The sequence below is a fragment of the Curtobacterium sp. MMLR14_010 genome, assembly GCF_001865015.1.
In the GTDB taxonomy this organism is placed as follows: Bacteria; Actinomycetota; Actinomycetes; order Actinomycetales; family Microbacteriaceae; genus Curtobacterium.
The window spans coordinates 19,628-36,341 of record NZ_MJGV01000027.1 but is presented as its reverse complement, the minus strand read 5'-3'; the positions used below and the strand labels follow the sequence as shown (position 1 = coordinate 36,341).

At 71.1% G+C, this 16,714-nt stretch carries 17 protein-coding genes; 12 read left to right on the top strand and 5 right to left on the bottom strand.

What is annotated here, in order from left to right:
• The first annotated feature begins 123 nt into the window (after positions 1-123).
• The 5 genes from BIU98_RS06755 (at position 124) to BIU98_RS06740 (ending at position 3,319) form a co-directional block, all read left to right on the top strand.
• Complete coding sequence (locus tag BIU98_RS06755) at positions 124-1,611, top strand: hypothetical protein (protein WP_139200603.1); 1,488 nt, start codon at positions 124-126, stop codon at positions 1,609-1,611.
• A gap of 179 nt (positions 1,612-1,790) precedes the next feature.
• The gene (locus BIU98_RS20040; protein ID WP_139200602.1) at positions 1,791-2,000 is read left to right on the top strand and encodes a type II toxin-antitoxin system HicA family toxin; all 210 of its coding nucleotides are present in this window, start codon (positions 1,791-1,793) and stop codon (positions 1,998-2,000) included.
• Positions 2,001-2,015: 15 nt separating this feature from the next.
• On the top strand, positions 2,016-2,330 hold the full coding sequence (locus BIU98_RS06750; protein ID WP_071273701.1) for a hypothetical protein: 315 nt from the start codon (positions 2,016-2,018) through the stop codon (positions 2,328-2,330).
• Positions 2,327-2,824, top strand: coding sequence for a hypothetical protein (locus tag BIU98_RS06745; protein WP_139200601.1), 498 nt, complete (start codon positions 2,327-2,329; stop codon positions 2,822-2,824). Before BIU98_RS06750 ends, BIU98_RS06745 begins: the two co-directional genes overlap by 4 nt.
• A gap of 231 nt (positions 2,825-3,055) precedes the next feature.
• The gene (locus BIU98_RS06740) at positions 3,056-3,319 is read left to right on the top strand and encodes a hypothetical protein (protein ID WP_071273695.1); all 264 of its coding nucleotides are present in this window, start codon (positions 3,056-3,058) and stop codon (positions 3,317-3,319) included.
• Between the two features lie 213 nt (positions 3,320-3,532).
• On the opposite strand, the gene BIU98_RS06735 is transcribed toward BIU98_RS06740, so the two are convergent.
• From BIU98_RS06735 to BIU98_RS06725, 3 genes are all read right to left on the bottom strand, one after another.
• Positions 3,533-3,817 (bottom strand): helix-turn-helix domain-containing protein, encoded by a 285-nt coding sequence (locus BIU98_RS06735; protein WP_071273692.1) that lies wholly within the window; start codon positions 3,815-3,817, stop codon positions 3,533-3,535.
• Positions 3,804-4,007, bottom strand: coding sequence for a helix-turn-helix domain-containing protein (locus BIU98_RS06730; protein WP_139200600.1), 204 nt, complete (start codon positions 4,005-4,007; stop codon positions 3,804-3,806). The genes BIU98_RS06735 and BIU98_RS06730 overlap by 14 nt, the downstream gene beginning before the upstream one ends.
• Before the next feature lie 329 nt (positions 4,008-4,336).
• Complete coding sequence (locus BIU98_RS06725) at positions 4,337-4,642, bottom strand: hypothetical protein (RefSeq protein WP_139200599.1); 306 nt, start codon at positions 4,640-4,642, stop codon at positions 4,337-4,339.
• Positions 4,643-4,791: 149 nt separating this feature from the next.
• Here BIU98_RS06725 and BIU98_RS06720 point away from each other — a divergent pair, with 149 nt between their 5' ends.
• From BIU98_RS06720 to BIU98_RS06705, 4 genes are all read left to right on the top strand, one after another.
• Positions 4,792-5,799 carry a glycosyl hydrolase family 18 protein gene (locus BIU98_RS06720; protein ID WP_071273683.1) on the top strand — a complete coding sequence of 336 codons (1,008 nt, stop codon included), beginning with the start codon at positions 4,792-4,794 and terminating at the stop codon, positions 5,797-5,799.
• A 268-nt stretch (positions 5,800-6,067) separates the two neighbouring features.
• Positions 6,068-6,997, top strand: coding sequence for a MoxR family ATPase (locus tag BIU98_RS06715; RefSeq protein ID WP_083393047.1), 930 nt, complete (start codon positions 6,068-6,070; stop codon positions 6,995-6,997).
• Between the two features lie 83 nt (positions 6,998-7,080).
• Positions 7,081-8,307 carry a DUF58 domain-containing protein gene (locus BIU98_RS06710; RefSeq protein ID WP_175481304.1) on the top strand — a complete coding sequence of 409 codons (1,227 nt, stop codon included), beginning with the start codon at positions 7,081-7,083 and terminating at the stop codon, positions 8,305-8,307.
• A complete protein-coding gene (locus BIU98_RS06705; RefSeq protein ID WP_071273641.1) occupies positions 8,304-10,667 on the top strand; it encodes a DUF3488 and transglutaminase-like domain-containing protein in 2,364 nt (787 codons plus the stop codon). The genes BIU98_RS06710 and BIU98_RS06705 overlap by 4 nt, the downstream gene beginning before the upstream one ends.
• Positions 10,668-10,799: 132 nt before the next feature.
• Here BIU98_RS06705 and BIU98_RS06700 read toward each other — a convergent pair whose 3' ends face one another.
• A complete protein-coding gene (locus BIU98_RS06700) occupies positions 10,800-11,405 on the bottom strand; it encodes a TetR/AcrR family transcriptional regulator (RefSeq protein ID WP_071273638.1) in 606 nt (201 codons plus the stop codon).
• 298 nt (positions 11,406-11,703) lie between these two features.
• The gene (locus BIU98_RS06695) at positions 11,704-12,480 is read right to left on the bottom strand and encodes a trimeric intracellular cation channel family protein (RefSeq protein WP_071273635.1); all 777 of its coding nucleotides are present in this window, start codon (positions 12,478-12,480) and stop codon (positions 11,704-11,706) included.
• Positions 12,481-12,549: 69 nt separating this feature from the next.
• Here BIU98_RS06695 and efeU point away from each other — a divergent pair, with 69 nt between their 5' ends.
• The 3 genes from efeU to BIU98_RS06680 are packed head-to-tail and all read left to right on the top strand — an operon-like array spanning position 12,550 to position 16,629.
• On the top strand, positions 12,550-14,142 hold the full coding sequence (gene efeU / locus BIU98_RS06690; RefSeq protein ID WP_071273632.1) for an iron uptake transporter permease EfeU: 1,593 nt from the start codon (positions 12,550-12,552) through the stop codon (positions 14,140-14,142).
• A complete protein-coding gene (gene efeO, locus BIU98_RS06685; RefSeq protein ID WP_071273629.1) occupies positions 14,129-15,355 on the top strand; it encodes an iron uptake system protein EfeO in 1,227 nt (408 codons plus the stop codon). Before efeU ends, efeO begins: the two co-directional genes overlap by 14 nt.
• Positions 15,352-16,629 (top strand): Dyp-type peroxidase, encoded by a 1,278-nt coding sequence (locus BIU98_RS06680; protein ID WP_071273626.1) that lies wholly within the window; start codon positions 15,352-15,354, stop codon positions 16,627-16,629. Before efeO ends, BIU98_RS06680 begins: the two co-directional genes overlap by 4 nt.
• Positions 16,630-16,714 lie beyond the last annotated feature (85 nt).

The window sequence follows — 16,714 nt, the reverse complement described above, 5'->3', positions numbered from 1 at the left end:
GGCAACCTCATGGGCAAGCCCCTCCTCCCGTCCGTCGACTCGGACACCCTGCAGCTACCGGATGTCATCCGCGAGCGCATCGCCGCGAACCTGACGGACGGAGGAACCCCCGAAGGTGCTGCAGTGAGCGCACCCATTCAGGTGGGCGTCTCGCGACGGTACGTGTCGCCGACCGGTAGCGACAGCAACGACGGCCGTAGCGAGGGGCGGCCGTTCCTCACGGTGCAAGCGGCGTACGACGCGCTGCCTGGCGCTGGGGAGATCATCATGCTCCCGGGGGTGCACCTGCAGCCAGCAGGGACCACGTTCAGGATCTCGAACACCTCGACGAATCGGAACAAGCCGGTCAGCATCCGCGGGGCCGGCGTGCGGCGCACAGTCTGGCAGCGCACGTCAGACACGACGATGATCCGCCTGCAGGGCGACCCGAACGTAGTCCTCGACTCCACGATGCTTTGCTCCGACGTCACCTTCGAGGGCTTGACCTTCGACGGCCGCGGCTTCGACGCCGGCGGGCCTGGCTACGGGTCGAACCTGATCGAGCTGCTCGAGGTGAACCACATCGAGTTCTCCGACTACCGGCTCTACAACGTCGCCGGCAGTGGTCTCTACGGCCGGGCGGTCGAGAACTCGAAGATGCGGAACGGCCGGCACTCTGCGCTGGGCACGACCGTCGGATCCAACCGTGCCGGCGTCGAGCTCGTCAACGGTGTCAACCTCGAGACCAACGGCTTCCACTGGACGAGCATCGACTTCGAGATCACCTACGGCGGCCGAGACATCCACATCGTCGGGTCCACAGCGAAGAAGGCGCAGAACTTCATCTTCATCGAACCGAAGTTCGAGTCCGCTCCCGCATCGGCAGCGAACGGGTACGCACCGAGCGAGAGGGTTCTCCTCGAGGATGTCGACGACCTCGTGATGATCGGCGCGAAGTTCATCCGCGGCCGCGGGACACAGTTCCGCACCGTCCGCACGTCGAAGACGAAGATGATCGGTGCGGAGTTCATCGACGGGCAGGGCACGTTCGCCCTGGACTACTCCGACGGAGACGGTCACTTCCTCGACAACACGACCCTGCAGGGCTCGGCCGCGATGTCAGCGGCCGGAGGCGCGCACGTGCGAGTCGGGCCCACCGCTGGCGTCACCATCGGAACTACACACCACACCGTGGTCGGGACAGAGCTCACGATCCTCGACCTGTCCGGGGCTGGCCGTCGGGTGTTGCAGACGCGCGATCAGATCGGCACGCCTTTCTCGTTCCAGAAGGCCGGAGTCACCGCCTCCGGTTCCGGGTCGATGGGAGCGATCCAGGGGTCAACCGTTGAGTACGTCGTCCCGCGGAAGGGACGGCTGGTCGCCGTGACCGGGTACTCGTCAAGCGTCCTGGGTGCCGGCTCGATCACGCTGACGGCCGTCCGCAACGGGACCGCTACGACGCTGGCTGCAGTACTAGACGCGGCGCACAAGTCAGTCGTGAGCGACTCGGGGTTCCAGGCTGGCGTCGCGGTCGAAGCGGGCGACGTCATCGGACTCCGGTGGTCAGCATCAGCCGACGTCGCACCAGCCACGGCGAACCTGAACGGCACGATCTACGTCGTGCCGGCGTAGACGTTTCTTGGCTAGCCGGACCCCCTCGGGTTCCTTCGGGAGCTTGAGGGGGTCTCGTCGTTGGTCAACTCGTGGGACGTCCTACGCGAACCAGGGCCAGCCCACCACGTTGGGGGCCAAAAAGTGATGGACCTCCCAACTGGCGCATGTGAAGATGACGTGTGCCCAAGTTCCCTTCGATGACCGGAGCGGAACTTTTTCGGGTGGTGCAAGGGTTGGGATACACGGTGGCCAGGCAGTCTGGGTCCCACCGGCGTATGAAGTGTGAAGGCCGGCCCCCGCTGACCTTCGCCTTCCACGATTCAGCGTCGCTGCCGCCTGGGCTTGTGAAGAAGGTCCTCATGCAGGATGCGGGCCTTTCCGAGGATCAAGCTCTAGCGTGCCTGTAGGAGATGGAGTAGAAGATGAACAGCGTGACTGTCGTATATCACCGCGAAGATGGCGCATGGTGGGCTGAATCCGCCGACGCCGCTGGTTGGACCGCCGCCGCCGACACCTTCGCCGCTCTGCAGGATCTCGTGCGCGAGAGTCTTGCGTTCCACTTCGAGACCGAGGACATCAAGATCGAGGAGAAGCTGGACGATGGAGCGGTTCTGACTCCGCCGACGGGCTGGTTTGGCGCGTCCGTTGCCAGCGCGTTCGCGAAGATCAGCGAGGGGTTCGGCGTGGCAGCGCTGGCACCCACTCTTGGCGGTGCGCCGGCGGTGGCTCGCCCGTGAGTGCTATCGCCGACAACGCAACGATCACTATCGGAATGGCTGACTTCGCAGCCTCGGATGCCTCCGGCAAGACCAACGTTATCGGTGACGGCGTCGCCGTTCTTGGGTTTGTCCCTGACCAGGGCTTGACCAACCGCTTCGCGTTGACGGTGAAAGTTCGTCTACCCATCGGCTTCGCCGGGGCCGAGTTCCCGCTTGAGGTTGCACTGCTGGATGAGGCGGGGCAGCTCGCGCAGCTTCCTGGTCCGGCGGGCATCCAACCGTTTCGTGTTGCGCAGGTCGTTCAAGCGAACAGCTCGCGAGAGGTTTACGGTCAGCGCATCGTTGACCACGTGGGAGTCTCTGTTCAGGCTGTCTTTGACTTCGCGACCGGGATGCCGCTTCCAGTGAGCAGCCTGCTGACGTGGCGAGTCCAGGTCGACGGTGATGAGACCCGCCAGTGGACGTACCCGTTCGCAGTGACGGGCCCACTGCCTGGACCGGTCTTCGGTTGATCAACCCTCCACGCACGCGTTGCGTGGGGGTTTCCTGTGACGCGCTTCGACACAAACGGCCGGGGAACGTCACCCGGGCCAGCATCGGGTCTCGCTCAGCGAGATCGTAGACAGGCCGCCGTAGGCCGCCTTGGGCAGGCTCAGCGCCGGGCCCAGCGCCCACCGGTCACGACGCCTCCGAGCCACAAGCTCAGGATGGCGGTTGCCACTGACGCGAAGTAGCGTCGCCGCATGACCTTCCACATGAATCCGAACTTCGGCAACGAGCTCAACGCGATCTACGACCGACTCGACGCAGCGCTCGACAGTGTCCGTCAGGACCAGCAAGGGCAGCCGATCGAGAACGTGAAGGCGGTGCTCGAAGAACGATTCGCGGCCGCGAACGATGGCGCTCGGATCACTGACCCTGAGCTGACGACGTGTGCGGAAGCGCTCGCTGCGGGCAAGCGCGTCTGGGTCGACCGGCAGACCGGGCACATCATGGCTGACGACTGATGTAGTCGCGGGCGCTGGCCGGAGGATCGCTTCACCCGGGAAGGATCGTCTCCACGTGGCTCGGATCCTTTGAGCAGACGTAGTCGACGGCTCCGACGATGCCGCCAGAGCCAGTGCGCCGGGCCTGCTCGCCACAGAACTTGCACGGTTTGAAACGGGGCCTAGAAGTGCTCATCCCGCGATTGTTGCACCCGTCCAGGCCCCGGGGGCTATCTATAGACGACCGGCTTGAAGCCAGATCGCGTAGCGGGAAGCAGTCTCCCGGTCGATGAGGTACTTGCTCCCGCTCGGTTGCGCCGCTGCCAACCGTCCGCTCCGGATGTCGTTTCGAACGTACTGGGCGGACATGCCCGTGACGGCTGCGACGTCGGCGACGCTGTACAGCAGCTTCCGATCGTCGACCGCTGGGCCGTGCAGCGTGGCAGCGGCTGCGCGATCGATCTCCTCGCGCACGATCCGCCGGATGATGCTCTCAATGCCGTCGTCAGGGGCGCTCATCGAGATCCCGCACGAACGAGCTCGGGTGCCGTCCCGTGAGCACGGCGATGTGTACGAGCTCGGTGAAGGTGATGTGCCGTTCCCCGCGGAGCTTCCGGTACAAGCTCGACGCGGACATGCCGGCCCGCGGTGCTGCGTCCTCCACCGACATGCCGACCTCGTGCAGGGCCGCTCTCATCCTCTTCGCCACCAGGCGAGTTGAGTCGTCAACGTCCATGTGGTGCAGCGTGGCCTGGTGCTGTTCTCCGTTTGGATCAGACCTCAGGGCTGCCTCCCAGGCTTCGAAATCGAAGACCGAAGGGCCGCACACATCGCACACACTCTCCGGAGAATCATCGAACCCGTGCAGGCGAACAGAGACGTTACGGCCCCGTAAACGCAACGCACGAGCACGAGCGAGACGCATACAGATACCTCCGGGCATGGTTCAAATCCCTCCGTCTCCGCACTCGCAGAAACGCCCCCGTCATGTTGACGGGGGCGTTTCGCGTTGACGAGGGCATGTCCGGGTGGCACGGATCAGCCGTCGGTGAAGTCCACCCAGCGCATCCAGCCCTCGAGCTGCGCCTTCGCACTGTCGAGCGTGCTGTGCTGGCCGTTGACCTCGCCGCCCGTGGAGTGCACGGAGTAGCTGTCCGACCACGACACGACACCGACCAGGTCCTGCCCCGAGGACCCCTCCCAGCGCCCGTTCGAGGTCTCGGTCCAGAGGATGCCGTCGCGGAGGCTCATCGGGTGCACCCCGACGAAGACGACGTCGAGCCACCCCGGGGCAACGAAGCCGCCACGGTTCCGACGGGGACGGCGTGACGAGTGCGTGCGCACGATGACTGCATGGGGGCTTCCGGTCGGGCTGCGGACGATGAGATCGTTCCGGCGGCCGGGGTCCTGGGTCACCTGTCACTGACGGTAGTCGCCGTACATCCACGACGCACAGGGGACCGGGGCAGCGCGGCAAGCGCTACCGTGACGACGTGTCCCGCCGTGCCGTCCTGCTGTCGTCCGCCCTCGTCGTCGTCACCGTCGTGCTCGGTGGATCCCTGGTCGCCCATGCCCGCACCGGGGATGCGCTGGCGGTCGAGGCCTACGCCGAACCCGGCGGTGCTGCATCCTCGCGGGTGTCGGCCGCAGCGCCGCACGTCGCCACGATCGGCATCGACGGCGTCACCATCTCCGAGGGCGGTCGTGGGCTGAACGCCCTACCCGAGGGCATCGCGGCACTGGCCAGGACGGCGTCGACCCGCGGGGCCGCCACCGAGCTCCTGGTCAGCAACTACTCCTCCGCGATCGGGGACTTCTCGCCGCGCATCGGGACGGCGCTGCTCGGCTCGGCGGCGAACCGGGAGCGGGTCGCCGGCAAGGTCGCCCACCTCGCGGCACGCACCGGGATGGACGGCGTGCAGATCGACCTCGAGTCGCTGCGGGCCCGCGACCGGCCGGGCCTGGTCGCGTTCGCCAGGGTGCTGCGCGCCGAGGTCCGGGAACAGCTCGGGTCGACGGCCTCGGTCTCGATCGCCGTGATGGCCTCGACCGACGCCGCGGGCTTCCACGACACGGGCTACGACCTCCGCGCGCTGACGCAGCACGTCGACCGCGTCGTCCTCATGACCTACGACCAGCACGGCCCGTGGAGCGGCTCGGGCACCGTCGGCGCCCTGCCGTGGGCGACGAAGGTGGTGCGGGCGGCGGAGCGTCAGGGCGTCCGGTCCTCGACGATCGACCTCGGCATCGCCGGGTACGGCTACGTCTGGGGCGGGGACGCCGCGGACGCCCAGCTCACGCCGACCGCCGCCGCGCGGGTCGCCGGGGACCACGCGAGGTGGTCCGCCCGCGACGGCGAGTGGTCGGCACGACTCGACGACGGGCGCGTCCTGCACTGGTCGGACGCGCGGTCGTACCGCGCCCGGACGGCGCTCGCCCGGCAACTCGGGCTGCACGGCGTCGCGATGTGGTCCCTGAACACGATGGCGCTGCCGCGCTGATCCGTCCCCGCGCACGGCGAGCGGGAGACGCGTGGACCGCGCACACCGGACTGGAGGCGCGGGTCACCGCAGCCGGTCTGCGCGGCTGATCCGGGCCTCCAGTCCGGCACCCATCCGCGATCCGCGGGTCGGTGACACATCCCCCGGTGCCTGTCACCGGGCCGATGTAGCATGCGCGGACATCCCCAACTCCGAGGAGACCTGCGTGCCGGAAGCCCCCGACCTCGCCTTCCCCGTCGACCGGGTGCGTGACGCCGGCGCCGCGATCATGTCGGCCGTCGCCACCGTCGTCGACGGCAAGACGGACGCGATCCGCACGGCGCTGACGGTGATGCTCGCACAGGGGCACCTGCTCGTCGAGGACGTCCCCGGCGTCGGCAAGACCGTGCTGGCGAAGGCGCTCGGTGCCTCGGTCGGCGGGTCCGTGAACCGCATCCAGTTCACCTCGGACATGCTGCCGTCCGACGTCACCGGGGTGAACATCTTCGACCAGTCGTCCGGCACCTTCCGGTTCTCGCCCGGCCCGGTCTTCGCGAACGTCGTCATCGGCGACGAGATCAACCGCACGAGCCCGAAGACCCAGTCCGCCCTGCTCGAGGCCATGGCCGAGTCCCAGGTCACGGTCGACGGCGTCACCCGGCAGCTCGACTCGCCGTTCATGATCGTCGCGACGCAGAACCCGGTCGACATGGAAGGCACCTACCCGCTGCCAGAGGCCCAGCGCGACCGCTTCATGGCGCGCATCGCGATGGGGTACCCGAGCGTCGACGCCGAGCGGCGCATGCTGACGAACCGCGGCGGGCGCGACCCCCTCGAGTCCGTGCGGCCCATCGTCGACGTCGGCACGCTCCGCGCGATGACGGCCGCGGTGCACGCGGTGCACATCTCTCCGGACGTCGAGGCCTACATCATCGAGATCACCCGGGCGACGCGCACCCATCCGGACCTGGTGCTCGGCGCGAGCCCGCGGGCCACGCTGCACCTCGCCCAGGCTGCCAGGGCCCACGCCGCGCTGCTCGGCCGGCCGTTCGTCACGCCGGACGACGTCGCCGAGCTGGCACCGGTCGTGCTGGCCCACCGGCTCGTCCCCGTCGCCCGCGGCCTCGGCGGCTCGACGGAGGACACCGCTCGACAGATCGTCGTGCGCATCGTCTCCGAGACGTCCGTGCCGTTCACCGCGGCGCCCGTCCGGTCCTGATGTCCCAGGCGTCCTCACCGCTCGCTCGTCGTGCGGGTGCCGCACGGTCGGTGCTCGGGCGGTGGACGCGCCGCGGTGCGTCGATGCTCCGGCGCACGCCGTTCCCGCGGCCGACCGCCCGCGGCTGGACCGTCATCGCCGTCGGCATCGGGCTGATCGGCGGCGGACTCGTCGCGACCACGAGCGTCGCGGTGTCCGCGGGGCTGCTGCTGCTCGTCCTCGTGGTGCTCGGCGTCGCGATGGCGTTCCTGGTGGCGGCACCGCTCCGGGGGAGCCGGACCGCGCCGCGGGCGACGGTGCAGGTCGGCGAGGTGTACCGCGAGCGGATCACCCTGCGCGGCACCTCGGTCCCGATCGGGCCGCGGTCGACGCTCCTGGTGCGGGAACAGCTCGAGGACGCCTTCGCGAGCGTGTCCGACGCCGAGGTCTACGTCGAGGTCGGCCCGTCCGTGCCGCCCGCCGTGTTCGACGTCGAGGCCCTGGCGATGCACCGCGGCCGCAGTCTGGTCGGCCCGGTGACCATCCGCGTCGAGGACCCGTTCGGCCTGCTCCGCATCGACCGCCCGGTCGTCCCGGCAGAGGAAGTGGTGGTCGTCCCCGCGTCGACGGCGCTCTCGGCGATGGACACCGGCGCGCTCGCCGGTGCCGTCTCCGCGGACGAGGGCCGCGTCGGCCAGGGCGGGTCGGCGGACGACAGCGAACTCCGGCCGTACCGTCCCGGCGACCCCATCCGCCGCGTGCACTGGGCGCAGAGTGCTCGCCGCGGTGAACTCCACGTCCGCCAGACCGCCCAGGCGCAGCCGCCCGAGGCCGTCATCGCCCTCGACCTCCGACGCTCGTCGTACCAGGACCTCGGCCGCGACGACCTCGCGGAGCTGTCGGACCTCGGCGGGGACGCGGCCTTCGAGCACGCGGTCGTCGTCGCGGCGAGCGTCGCACGGGCGCTGGCCGCCAGGACCTCCCGCGTCGTGCTCGTCACCGACGACACCGTCACCCGCCACGCCGGGGACGCCGGCGGGCTCACCGACGTGCTCGTCGGGCTCGCTGACGTCCGGGTCCGCAGCGACGCCCGCGCCGTCACCGACGTGCTGCCCGACGTCCGCGGCCGCGACGTCCACGGCATGACGGCCGTCGTGACCGGGCACTGCACGATGGAGCAGGCAACGGCCCTCGTCGCCTCGACGAACGGGTCCAGCCGCGGCATCCTCGCCACGATCGTGCCGCCGGACCCGGTGGTCCGCGGGATCCTCGACCGCGGCGGCTGGCGCACCCTCGTCGTGCCGGTCGCACGGACCGGGGCGAACCGATGACCGCGCAGGACGTCCGACCGGGCGGACGCCCGGACGCCCGTGGCTCCGACCGACGGGTCGACGTGCGGGCGATCCTCGACCGCGCCGACGACCGTCCGGCCCCCGCGGCCGCCGTCGTCGCGCTGGCACCCGTCCCGGTGATGATCGCCGCGCTGGCCTTCCGGCCGCTCGTGCAGGGCGTCGCGTGGTGGACCTCCGCCCTGGTGATCGTCGTCGTGCTCGTCGGCGTGATGCTCACCGTGCGTCGGCGACCGGCCGGCGTCCGGTTCATCGCACTCGTGTCGACGCTCGTCGCGACGTCGTGCGCGGCCGCCCTGGTCAACGACATCCAACCCCTCGGGTGGCTCGACGGCGAGGGCGCCCTCGGGCAGACGATCGCCGCGATCCGGCTGAACCCCGCGCCGCTGCCACAGACGGACCCGATCCGCCTGGTCGTGACCGTGGCGATCGCCTGGGTGGCTGCGACCTCGTTGTTCCTGGCGACGATCGCCCCGGCAGCCGCGCTCGCCGCCGCCCCGGCGCTCGTGATCCTCATCGTGCCGGGCGTCGTCACGGGCACCCCGGCGAGCACGGGTCTCGTGGTCGCCGTCGGGCTGGCGTTCCTCGCCCTGCTCTGGCTGTCGGTCCGGCCGGTGCAGCGGGCGGTCCCGGCGACGGTGGTCGGCGCCCTCGCACTCGTGATCGCCGTCGGCCTGCCCTCCGTCGTGCCGTTGAACGCGAGCTGGCTGTCCAACGTCACCGGGGCGATCCAGTCGCCGATCCTGCCCGGTCGCCCCGGCACGCTGCTCAACCTCGGCCAGGACCTCCGCCGGCCGAACGAGCTCGAGGTCTTCCGGTACCGCACCTCCGACGGGCAGCCGGAGTACCTCAAGCTCGCCGACCTCGACGAGTTCGGCACGGGGGACTGGGTGCCGACGGCGACCGACGTCAGCAACGCCCCGACCGCCGACCAGCAGCAGTGGGCCGTCGGCGTGAACCCCCGGCTCGCCAGCCGCGGCGACGTCACCGTGCGGATCACCGGCCTGTCGAGCAACTACCTGCCGGTGCCCTCCGGTGCGGTGTCGATCGAGTCGAAGTCGACGAACCTCGAGCTCGACCAGTGGCGGTGGATGAACGGGTCGAACACCGTGCGCTCGACCGGTCCCTCGACCCGCCGCGGTGCCACGTACGAGGTGTACGGCGCCTCGACCTTCGCGAACGCGTACCTCGACGCCGTGAACGCCTCCGGTCGGCTCGCGGCCTTCGAGGGCCGCGGGTGGCCCACCCCGTCCGGCGGCGAGCTCCGCTCGGACCGGGCGCTGCCGAAGGACCTGCCGGCGAGCATCAGGACCACCGCGGGCCGGGTCGCCGGCAACGGGTTGACCGACTACGACAAGGCCCGGTCGCTCGAGCAGTGGTTCCGCAGCGACCTGTTCACCTACTCCGAGACGGCCCCGGTCGAGCAGGGCTACGACGGCGACAGCATGGACGTCGTCGCGAAGTTCCTGCAGGTCCGCCAGGGGTACTGCGTGCACTTCTCCTCCGCGATGGCCGTGATGGCCAGGACGCTCGGCATCCCCTCGCGCATCGCGGTCGGGTACCGGGCCGGCGGCACCGCGGTCGACGGCGAGTACACGGTGTCGAACCGTCAGCTGCACTCGTGGCCCGAGCTGTACATCAAGGGCGCCGGCTGGGTGGCCTTCGAGCCGACGCCGGACTCCGACGAGGCCGCCAGCACCGCCCCCCAGCCCTCCGCCAGCCCGACCGCCGCGAACCCCGAGACCCCGCTGCCCGCGCCGAGCGACACCGCCCAGCCGTCGACCTCGGCGAGCCCCACCCCGAGCGCCTCGGCCGAGGCCGGCGCGTCCGGCGGTCCGGGCTCCGGGGGGAGCGGCCCGTGGGGCGTCCTGCTCGGCATCCTCATCGCCGCCGCCGTCCTGCTCGCCCCCGGGCTCGTCCGGGCGGTGCGCCGACGCTCCCGCCTCGGTGCCGTCGCCGCAGGGCGCACCCCGGCGGTCACCGCGTGGCGGGAACTGCTCGACGACGTCACCGACCACGGCTACGCGCCAGGGGTCGCGGACGCCGGCGACGCCTCGGCTGCGGCACGGACCGCGCGGGCGGTCCTCGGACGCCTGCGGTCCAGCGTGCCGACGTCGGTGCTGCCCTTCCTCGAGTCGGTCGTCGACGCCGTCGACCAGGAGCGCTACGCGCCGTCGGGTGCGGTCGACGGGGCAGCCCTCGTCGCCACCCTCCGGGAGGCCCGGGTCGCCCTCGACGCGTCCGTCCGGCTCCCGCAGCGGGTCCGGTCGCGCCTGCTCCCGCCGAGCCTGACCCCCGCGTCGAGCTGGTCGCACGAGGGGCGCCGGCGCCGCACCGCGTAGCGCGGGCGCGCTGATGGTCCTGGTGCGAGCTTGACCACGTGGTGCGCCGCTGTCGGACCGCACGGGGTGGTCGACCTCGCACGGGCTGGGGGAGCGCGTACGGTGTGACCCGCCCCGCCACCGGACTCCGCGTCAGCGGCGGCGGATGACGGCCTCGACGAGGGTGGCGACGACCTCGCCCGGGTTCACGTCGTCGAGTGCCGGGGCGTCGAACACGGTGCCGACGTTCGCCGCGATGAGCAGCGTCGTGAAGGTGTCGAGCGGCATGCCCGGGTCGACCTCCGGGTGCGCGCCGAACCACAGCCGCACGAGTCGCCCGACGCCGTCCTGCAGCACCCGGCGCTGGCGGACGAACTCGGGCATCGACTCCGGGTGCCGCAGGGCGTACCCGCGGAACTCCGACAGCAGCGCGAACTGGGCGCTCTGGTCGTGCCGGCCGAACGCGGCGCGGACGACGTCCCCGATGTCCGACGCCGGGACGTCAGCGTCGACCAGGTCCTCCAGGGCGCCGAGCACCAGGTTCGTCGCGCGCTGCATGACCTGGGCGACGAGGTCCTCCTTCGAGGAGAAGTTCGAGTAGACCGCGCCCTTGCTGAACCCGGCACGGGCGGCGACCTCGTCGAGCCGGGCCTCGTGCACCCCGTGTTCGGCGATCGCGTCGGCGCCGGCGGCGAGCAACCGCTCCCGGACCTCGGCGCGCGGGGTCCTGGTGGTGGCGGGGATGTCCTCGTCGCTCATGGGGTCCTGGTTCGACGGAGCCCGGAGATCCGGCCGGGCCGATCTGCTGGTGGAACACGTCCACCGTGGCGTGAGCGGTGCTGCCCCCGGGGACCTGCCGCACCGCGCGTCTGATCGCGCGCGGCGCGGTGGAGCCCCCATCGGCTGCACACCCCGGATGACGAACTGCAGTCGGTACCGCCACGTTCGGGTCGTGCCGGTACCCGACCACGGCTGCGTGACCGGGGCGAGGTGCGCCGGGGAACTCGATCCCCGGCGGTATCGATGCTACGCCGGACCGGCCGGACCTGACAAGCCTTCATGGTTCGCGTGTCGTCGTCGGCTCGTCCGAGCGGGGGCGACCGGTCCCGTTCCGTCGTCCCGGACGGCGCAGCAGCCGCACGGCGTCCGGTCGGAGCCCACGCCCGCGGCGGAGGAGCGATGCCAAGGTCGACTGCGGCTGCCAGTCGCGGCCGTTCGGCAGGCCCCAGCCCCACCGCACGGCACCCCAGCGGAGCAGCAGCGAGAGCACGACGGCGGCGACGATGCCGATCGTCGGGGACCCCAGCGCGGACGCACCGACCATCACCGCCGACGCTGCGACGGCGACCGAGGCGTACAGGGCGTTGCCGCCGAACACCGCCGGCACGCGCCGCAGCAGCAGGTCACGCCCGACCCCGCCGCCGACCGCGGTGATCGTGCCCATGATGATCGCGGCGGGCCACTCCAGCCCGGCGTCGAAGGTGCGCTGGACCCCGACCACCGCCCAGAACCCGATGACGGCCGCGTCGAGGAACGTGAACAGCCGGTCCCACCCGCGCTCGGAGAACGACACGAGGAACGCGACGAGGGCACCCGCCACGGCGACCGGCACGTAGAGGGGGTCGGTGAGCGCGACGGGCGGCCCGTTCTGCAGCAGGACGTCGCGGAGCATCCCGCCGCCGAGGCCCGACACGAACCCGACGACGAGGAACCCGAACAGGTCGAAGTCCATCGACCGGGCCACCGCTCCGCCCAGCAGCGCCGACGCGAAGACCCCGGCGAGGTCGAGCACGTTCGTCACCGCGGCGAGGCCGTCGACCGAGAGCAGGTTCATGAGAACCATCAAACCCCACCCCGTCGGCCTCGACGGAAGCAGTGAGGTAAGGCTAACCTTGCCTTCGTCATGCTCGCCACACTCGTCATCGGTCTCCGTGAAGGCCTCGAAGCCACGCTCATCGTCGGCATCATCGCCGCGTTCCTGCGCCGCAACCGGGTGCCGCTCGCGCCGATGTGGCTCGGGGTCGGCGTCGCCGTGCTCATGAGCATCGGGGTCGGCGTCGGGCTGCAGGCCGTCGAGCAGGCGCTCCCGCAGGCCCAGCAGGAGGGCATGGAGGCGGTCATCGGCATCGTCGCCGTGGTCTTCGTCACCGGCATGATCGTCTGGATGCGCACCCACGCGCGCACGCTGAGCAGCGACCTCGAGGCCAGCGCAACCGCCGCCCTCGGCCGCGGCACCGCGTGGGCCCTCGCCGGCATGGCCTTCCTCGCCGTCCTCAAGGAGGGCTTCGAGACCTCGGTCTTCCTGCTCGCCACGTTCCAGGCGTCGACCGACACCGGGCTCGCGGCCCTCGGCGCGGTCGTCGGCATCGCCGCAGCGGTCGTCGTCGGCTACGGCATCTACACCGGCGGGGTGCGGCTCGACCTCGCGAAGTTCTTCACCGGCACGGGCGTCTTCCTGGTCTTCGTCGCCGGTGGCCTGGTCCTCACGGTCCTCCGCCGTGCACACGAGGCCGGGTGGGTCGTCATCGGCCAGCAGCGCACCGTCGACCTCAGCTGGCTCGCCCCGAACGGCTCGGTGCAGGGCGCGCTCGTCACCGGCGTGCTCGGCATCCCGCCGGACCCCCGCGTCATCGAGGTCCTCGCCTGGTTCTGCTACGTCGTGCCCGTCCTCGCGCTCTCGCTCTGGCCGCGCGCATGGCGTCCGGCTCCCCGGCGCGTCCCGGCCCTGCGCGTCGGCGTCGCCGCCGTGCTCGCCGTCGCCGCAGCGGCCCTCGCGGTCGCCGTCCCGACCGGTGGTGCCCACCTGCCCTCGACCGTCCCGGTCTCGGGCGACGCCACGTCCGTCTCGGCGGAGGTCCACGGAGCGACCGCCGTGCTCCGCAGCCGGGGCCACGGCCAGGAGGCTCGGATCGACTTCCCGGCGTCGACCCACCGCAGCGTGACCCGCGCCGGTGCGACCGCCGACCGCTGGCGCTCCACCACGAGCAGCGGTGCCGGCAGTGAGCCGTCGAGCCTGACGCTCGACGACCTGGTCGGCCTGTTCGGCCGCGTACCCGTCGGCGTCTCCCCGTCGACGAACCCGGGCCCGTTCCGGGCCCGCTGGTCCACGTCGCGGACCGTCACCCTCTGGAGCGTCGGGGGTGGCGTCCTGGACGCGACCAGCTCGGAACGGTCGGTGCTCACGCTGAGTGGTGGGGGCCTCCCGTCCGCTCGCACCACGACGCTCGACCGCAGCGTGTACGCGGTGCCGTCGTCCCGCGTCCGCGCGAGTGCCACGGCGGTCACCGCGGCCGACACCCGGTCGGCGGAACTGGCCCTCTGGGGTGCCTGGCTGCCGATCGCCCTCGCTGTCGCCGCCTCGGCCCAGCTCGCCCTCGCCCTGCGCGACCGTCGCCGCCTGGCGACTCCCGTTCCCCACCGCCCAGCACCACCCGTCCCCGCCCGCGGCCCGCCCGCCGGGGACCCGACAAGGAGCACCGCCCATGCCGTTCGGTAAGCAGACCGCACGACCCTTGATCACCCTGGGCGCCCTCGGCGCCGTGACCGCACTCGCCCTCACCGGGTGCGCGTCCACCTCGTCGTCCGCGACGGACGACGCCACCGACTCCGGGAAGGTCGCCCGGGTGTCCATCACCCTGACGAACGACGGCTCCGACGCCTGTGCCGTGTCCACCACGAAGGTGCCGGCGGGCCCCGTGACCTTCACCGTGAAGAACGAGTCGTCGAGCGCCATCACCGAGGTCGAGCTGCTGCAGGACCAGCGGATCTTCGGTGAGAAGGAGAACCTCGCGCCGGGCCTGGCAGCGGTGTCCTTCACGAGCACCCTCGGCGGCGGGAAGTACCAGGTGTACTGCCCGGGAGCCGAGCAGGAGCTGACGGACTTCACCGTCACGGGTTCGGTCGCGTCGACCAAGGGCAGCAGTGCGGCGTCGCTCCTGGAGGACGGCGCCACCGGGTACTCGAAGTACGTGGACGCGCAGGTCAGCGACATGGTGACCGCGGTGAAGCAGCTGCAGACCGACGTGGACGCCGGTGACCTCGACGCCGCCAAGCAGGACTACGCCGAGGCGCGGCCGTACTACGAGCACGTCGAGAGCGACGTCGACGGCTTCGTGAAGAAGGGCTTCAAGGCCACGGACAACGCCGGCAACCTCGACTACCTCATCGACATGCGGGCGTCGAACCTCGACCCCGCCGTCGGGTGGAGCGGCTTCCACGCCGTCGAGCGCGACCTGTTCGAGAAGGGCGCGATCACCGCGTCCACGAAGGACCTCGCCGCGGACCTGACCACGAACGTCGAGCTCCTCGCGAAGCTCGTGCCGACGCTGGACTACAAGCCGGAGGACCTCGCCAACGGCGCCGCCGGCCTGCTCGAGGAGGTCCAGTCGAACAAGATCACCGGCGAGGAGGAGGCCTACAGCCACATCGACCTCGTCGACCTCGCCGCCAACGTCGAGGGCGCACGACAGGCCTTCGCCTACCTCAAGCCGGGCCTGACGAAGACCGACCCGACGCTGACGAAGCAGATCGCGGCGCAGTTCGACACGACGAACACGATGATGGACGACTTCCGGAACGCGGACGACCTCGGCGGGTTCGACAGTTGGACCGACGCGACGAAGTCCGAGCACGCCAACGCGATCTCGCAGCGGGTGCAGGCACTGCAGGACCCGCTGTCCCGCCTGGCCGAGAAGGTCGCCACCGCGTGAGCGACGGCGTCTCTCGGCGGGGCCTCCTCGGCGTCGGACTCGCAGCCGCGGGTGCCGGCGTCGGGGCGGCCGCTGGCATAGCGGGTGCCACCGGCGCGACGGGCGTGAACCCCTTCGCGGCGGCGACCAACGGCGACGAGTCCATCGACCTGTCGACGAGTCACCCCTTCTACGCGACGGCTGCCCGGCAGCCGCAGGGCGGGATCCGCACGGTCCCGCAGCGGTACTGCGTGTTCATGACCTTCGACCTGTCGACCTCGGTCGCCACGGACCTGCAGGTGCTGCTCGCCCGGTGGTCGGCGTCGATCGCGCAGCTCCAAGCCGGCGCGACCGTGGGCTCCGTCGAGCCAGCACACGGCGACGGCGTCGGGGCGGACACCGGCGAGGCGCTCGACCTCGGGCCAGCGTCGCTCACCGTGACGGTCGGCCTCGGCCCCGGGGTGTTCGACGAGCGCTTCGGGCTGGCGTCGCAGCGCCCGGCGAAGCTCGCGGACATCCCCGCGCTGCCGAGCGACCGGCTGCAGGACGGACTGAGCGGGGGCGACCTGTCCCTGCAGGCCTGCGCCGACGACCCCCAGGTGGCGTACCACGCCGTCCGCGACCTGGCCCGCATCGCACGGGGGACCGCGACCGTGCGGTGGACCGTGATGGGGTTCGGGAGGGCCTCGGCCGGCCCGTCGCAGACGACCCCGCGCAACCTGATGGGCTTCAAGGACGGCACCCGCAACATCACCACCGACGAGGACTACGAGCGCTTCGTGTGGCTCGACCGGTCCGCGGGGTGGATGGCGGGCGGGACGTACCAGGTCGTGCGGAAGATCCAGATGAACATCGAGATCTGGGACGCCGACGTGGTCAGCGACCAGCAGCGGGTGTTCGGGCGGACGAAGATCGAGGGCGCGCCCCTGTCCGGTGGCACGGAGCACACGACGCCGGACTTCCACGCCCGGGTGGGGGCGTCCGGCGGGTCCGGCGCGACGAAGATCGACCCGACGTCGCACGTGGCGCTGGCGGCGCACGAGAACAACGACGGGGTGAAGATCCTCCGGCGCCCGTACAACTACACGGACGGGCTGAACCGGTACGGCCAGCTCGACGCCGGGCTGCTCTTCGCCGCCTACGTCAACGACCCGGACCACTTCACGCGGATCCAGCGACGCCTGGGCGCGGTCGACCGGTTGAACGACTACGTCGCCCACATCGGGTCCGCGGTGTTCGCGGTGCCGCCGGCGCCCCGGAAGGGGTCGTACATCGGCGAGTCGCTGTTCCGCTGAGAGGGCGCTGCGGCGAGGGGCTGTCCGTGGCGGCCTGACCGACTCCGGAATCGGCGATGACGGATCTGGTTCGTCAACCTCGGCG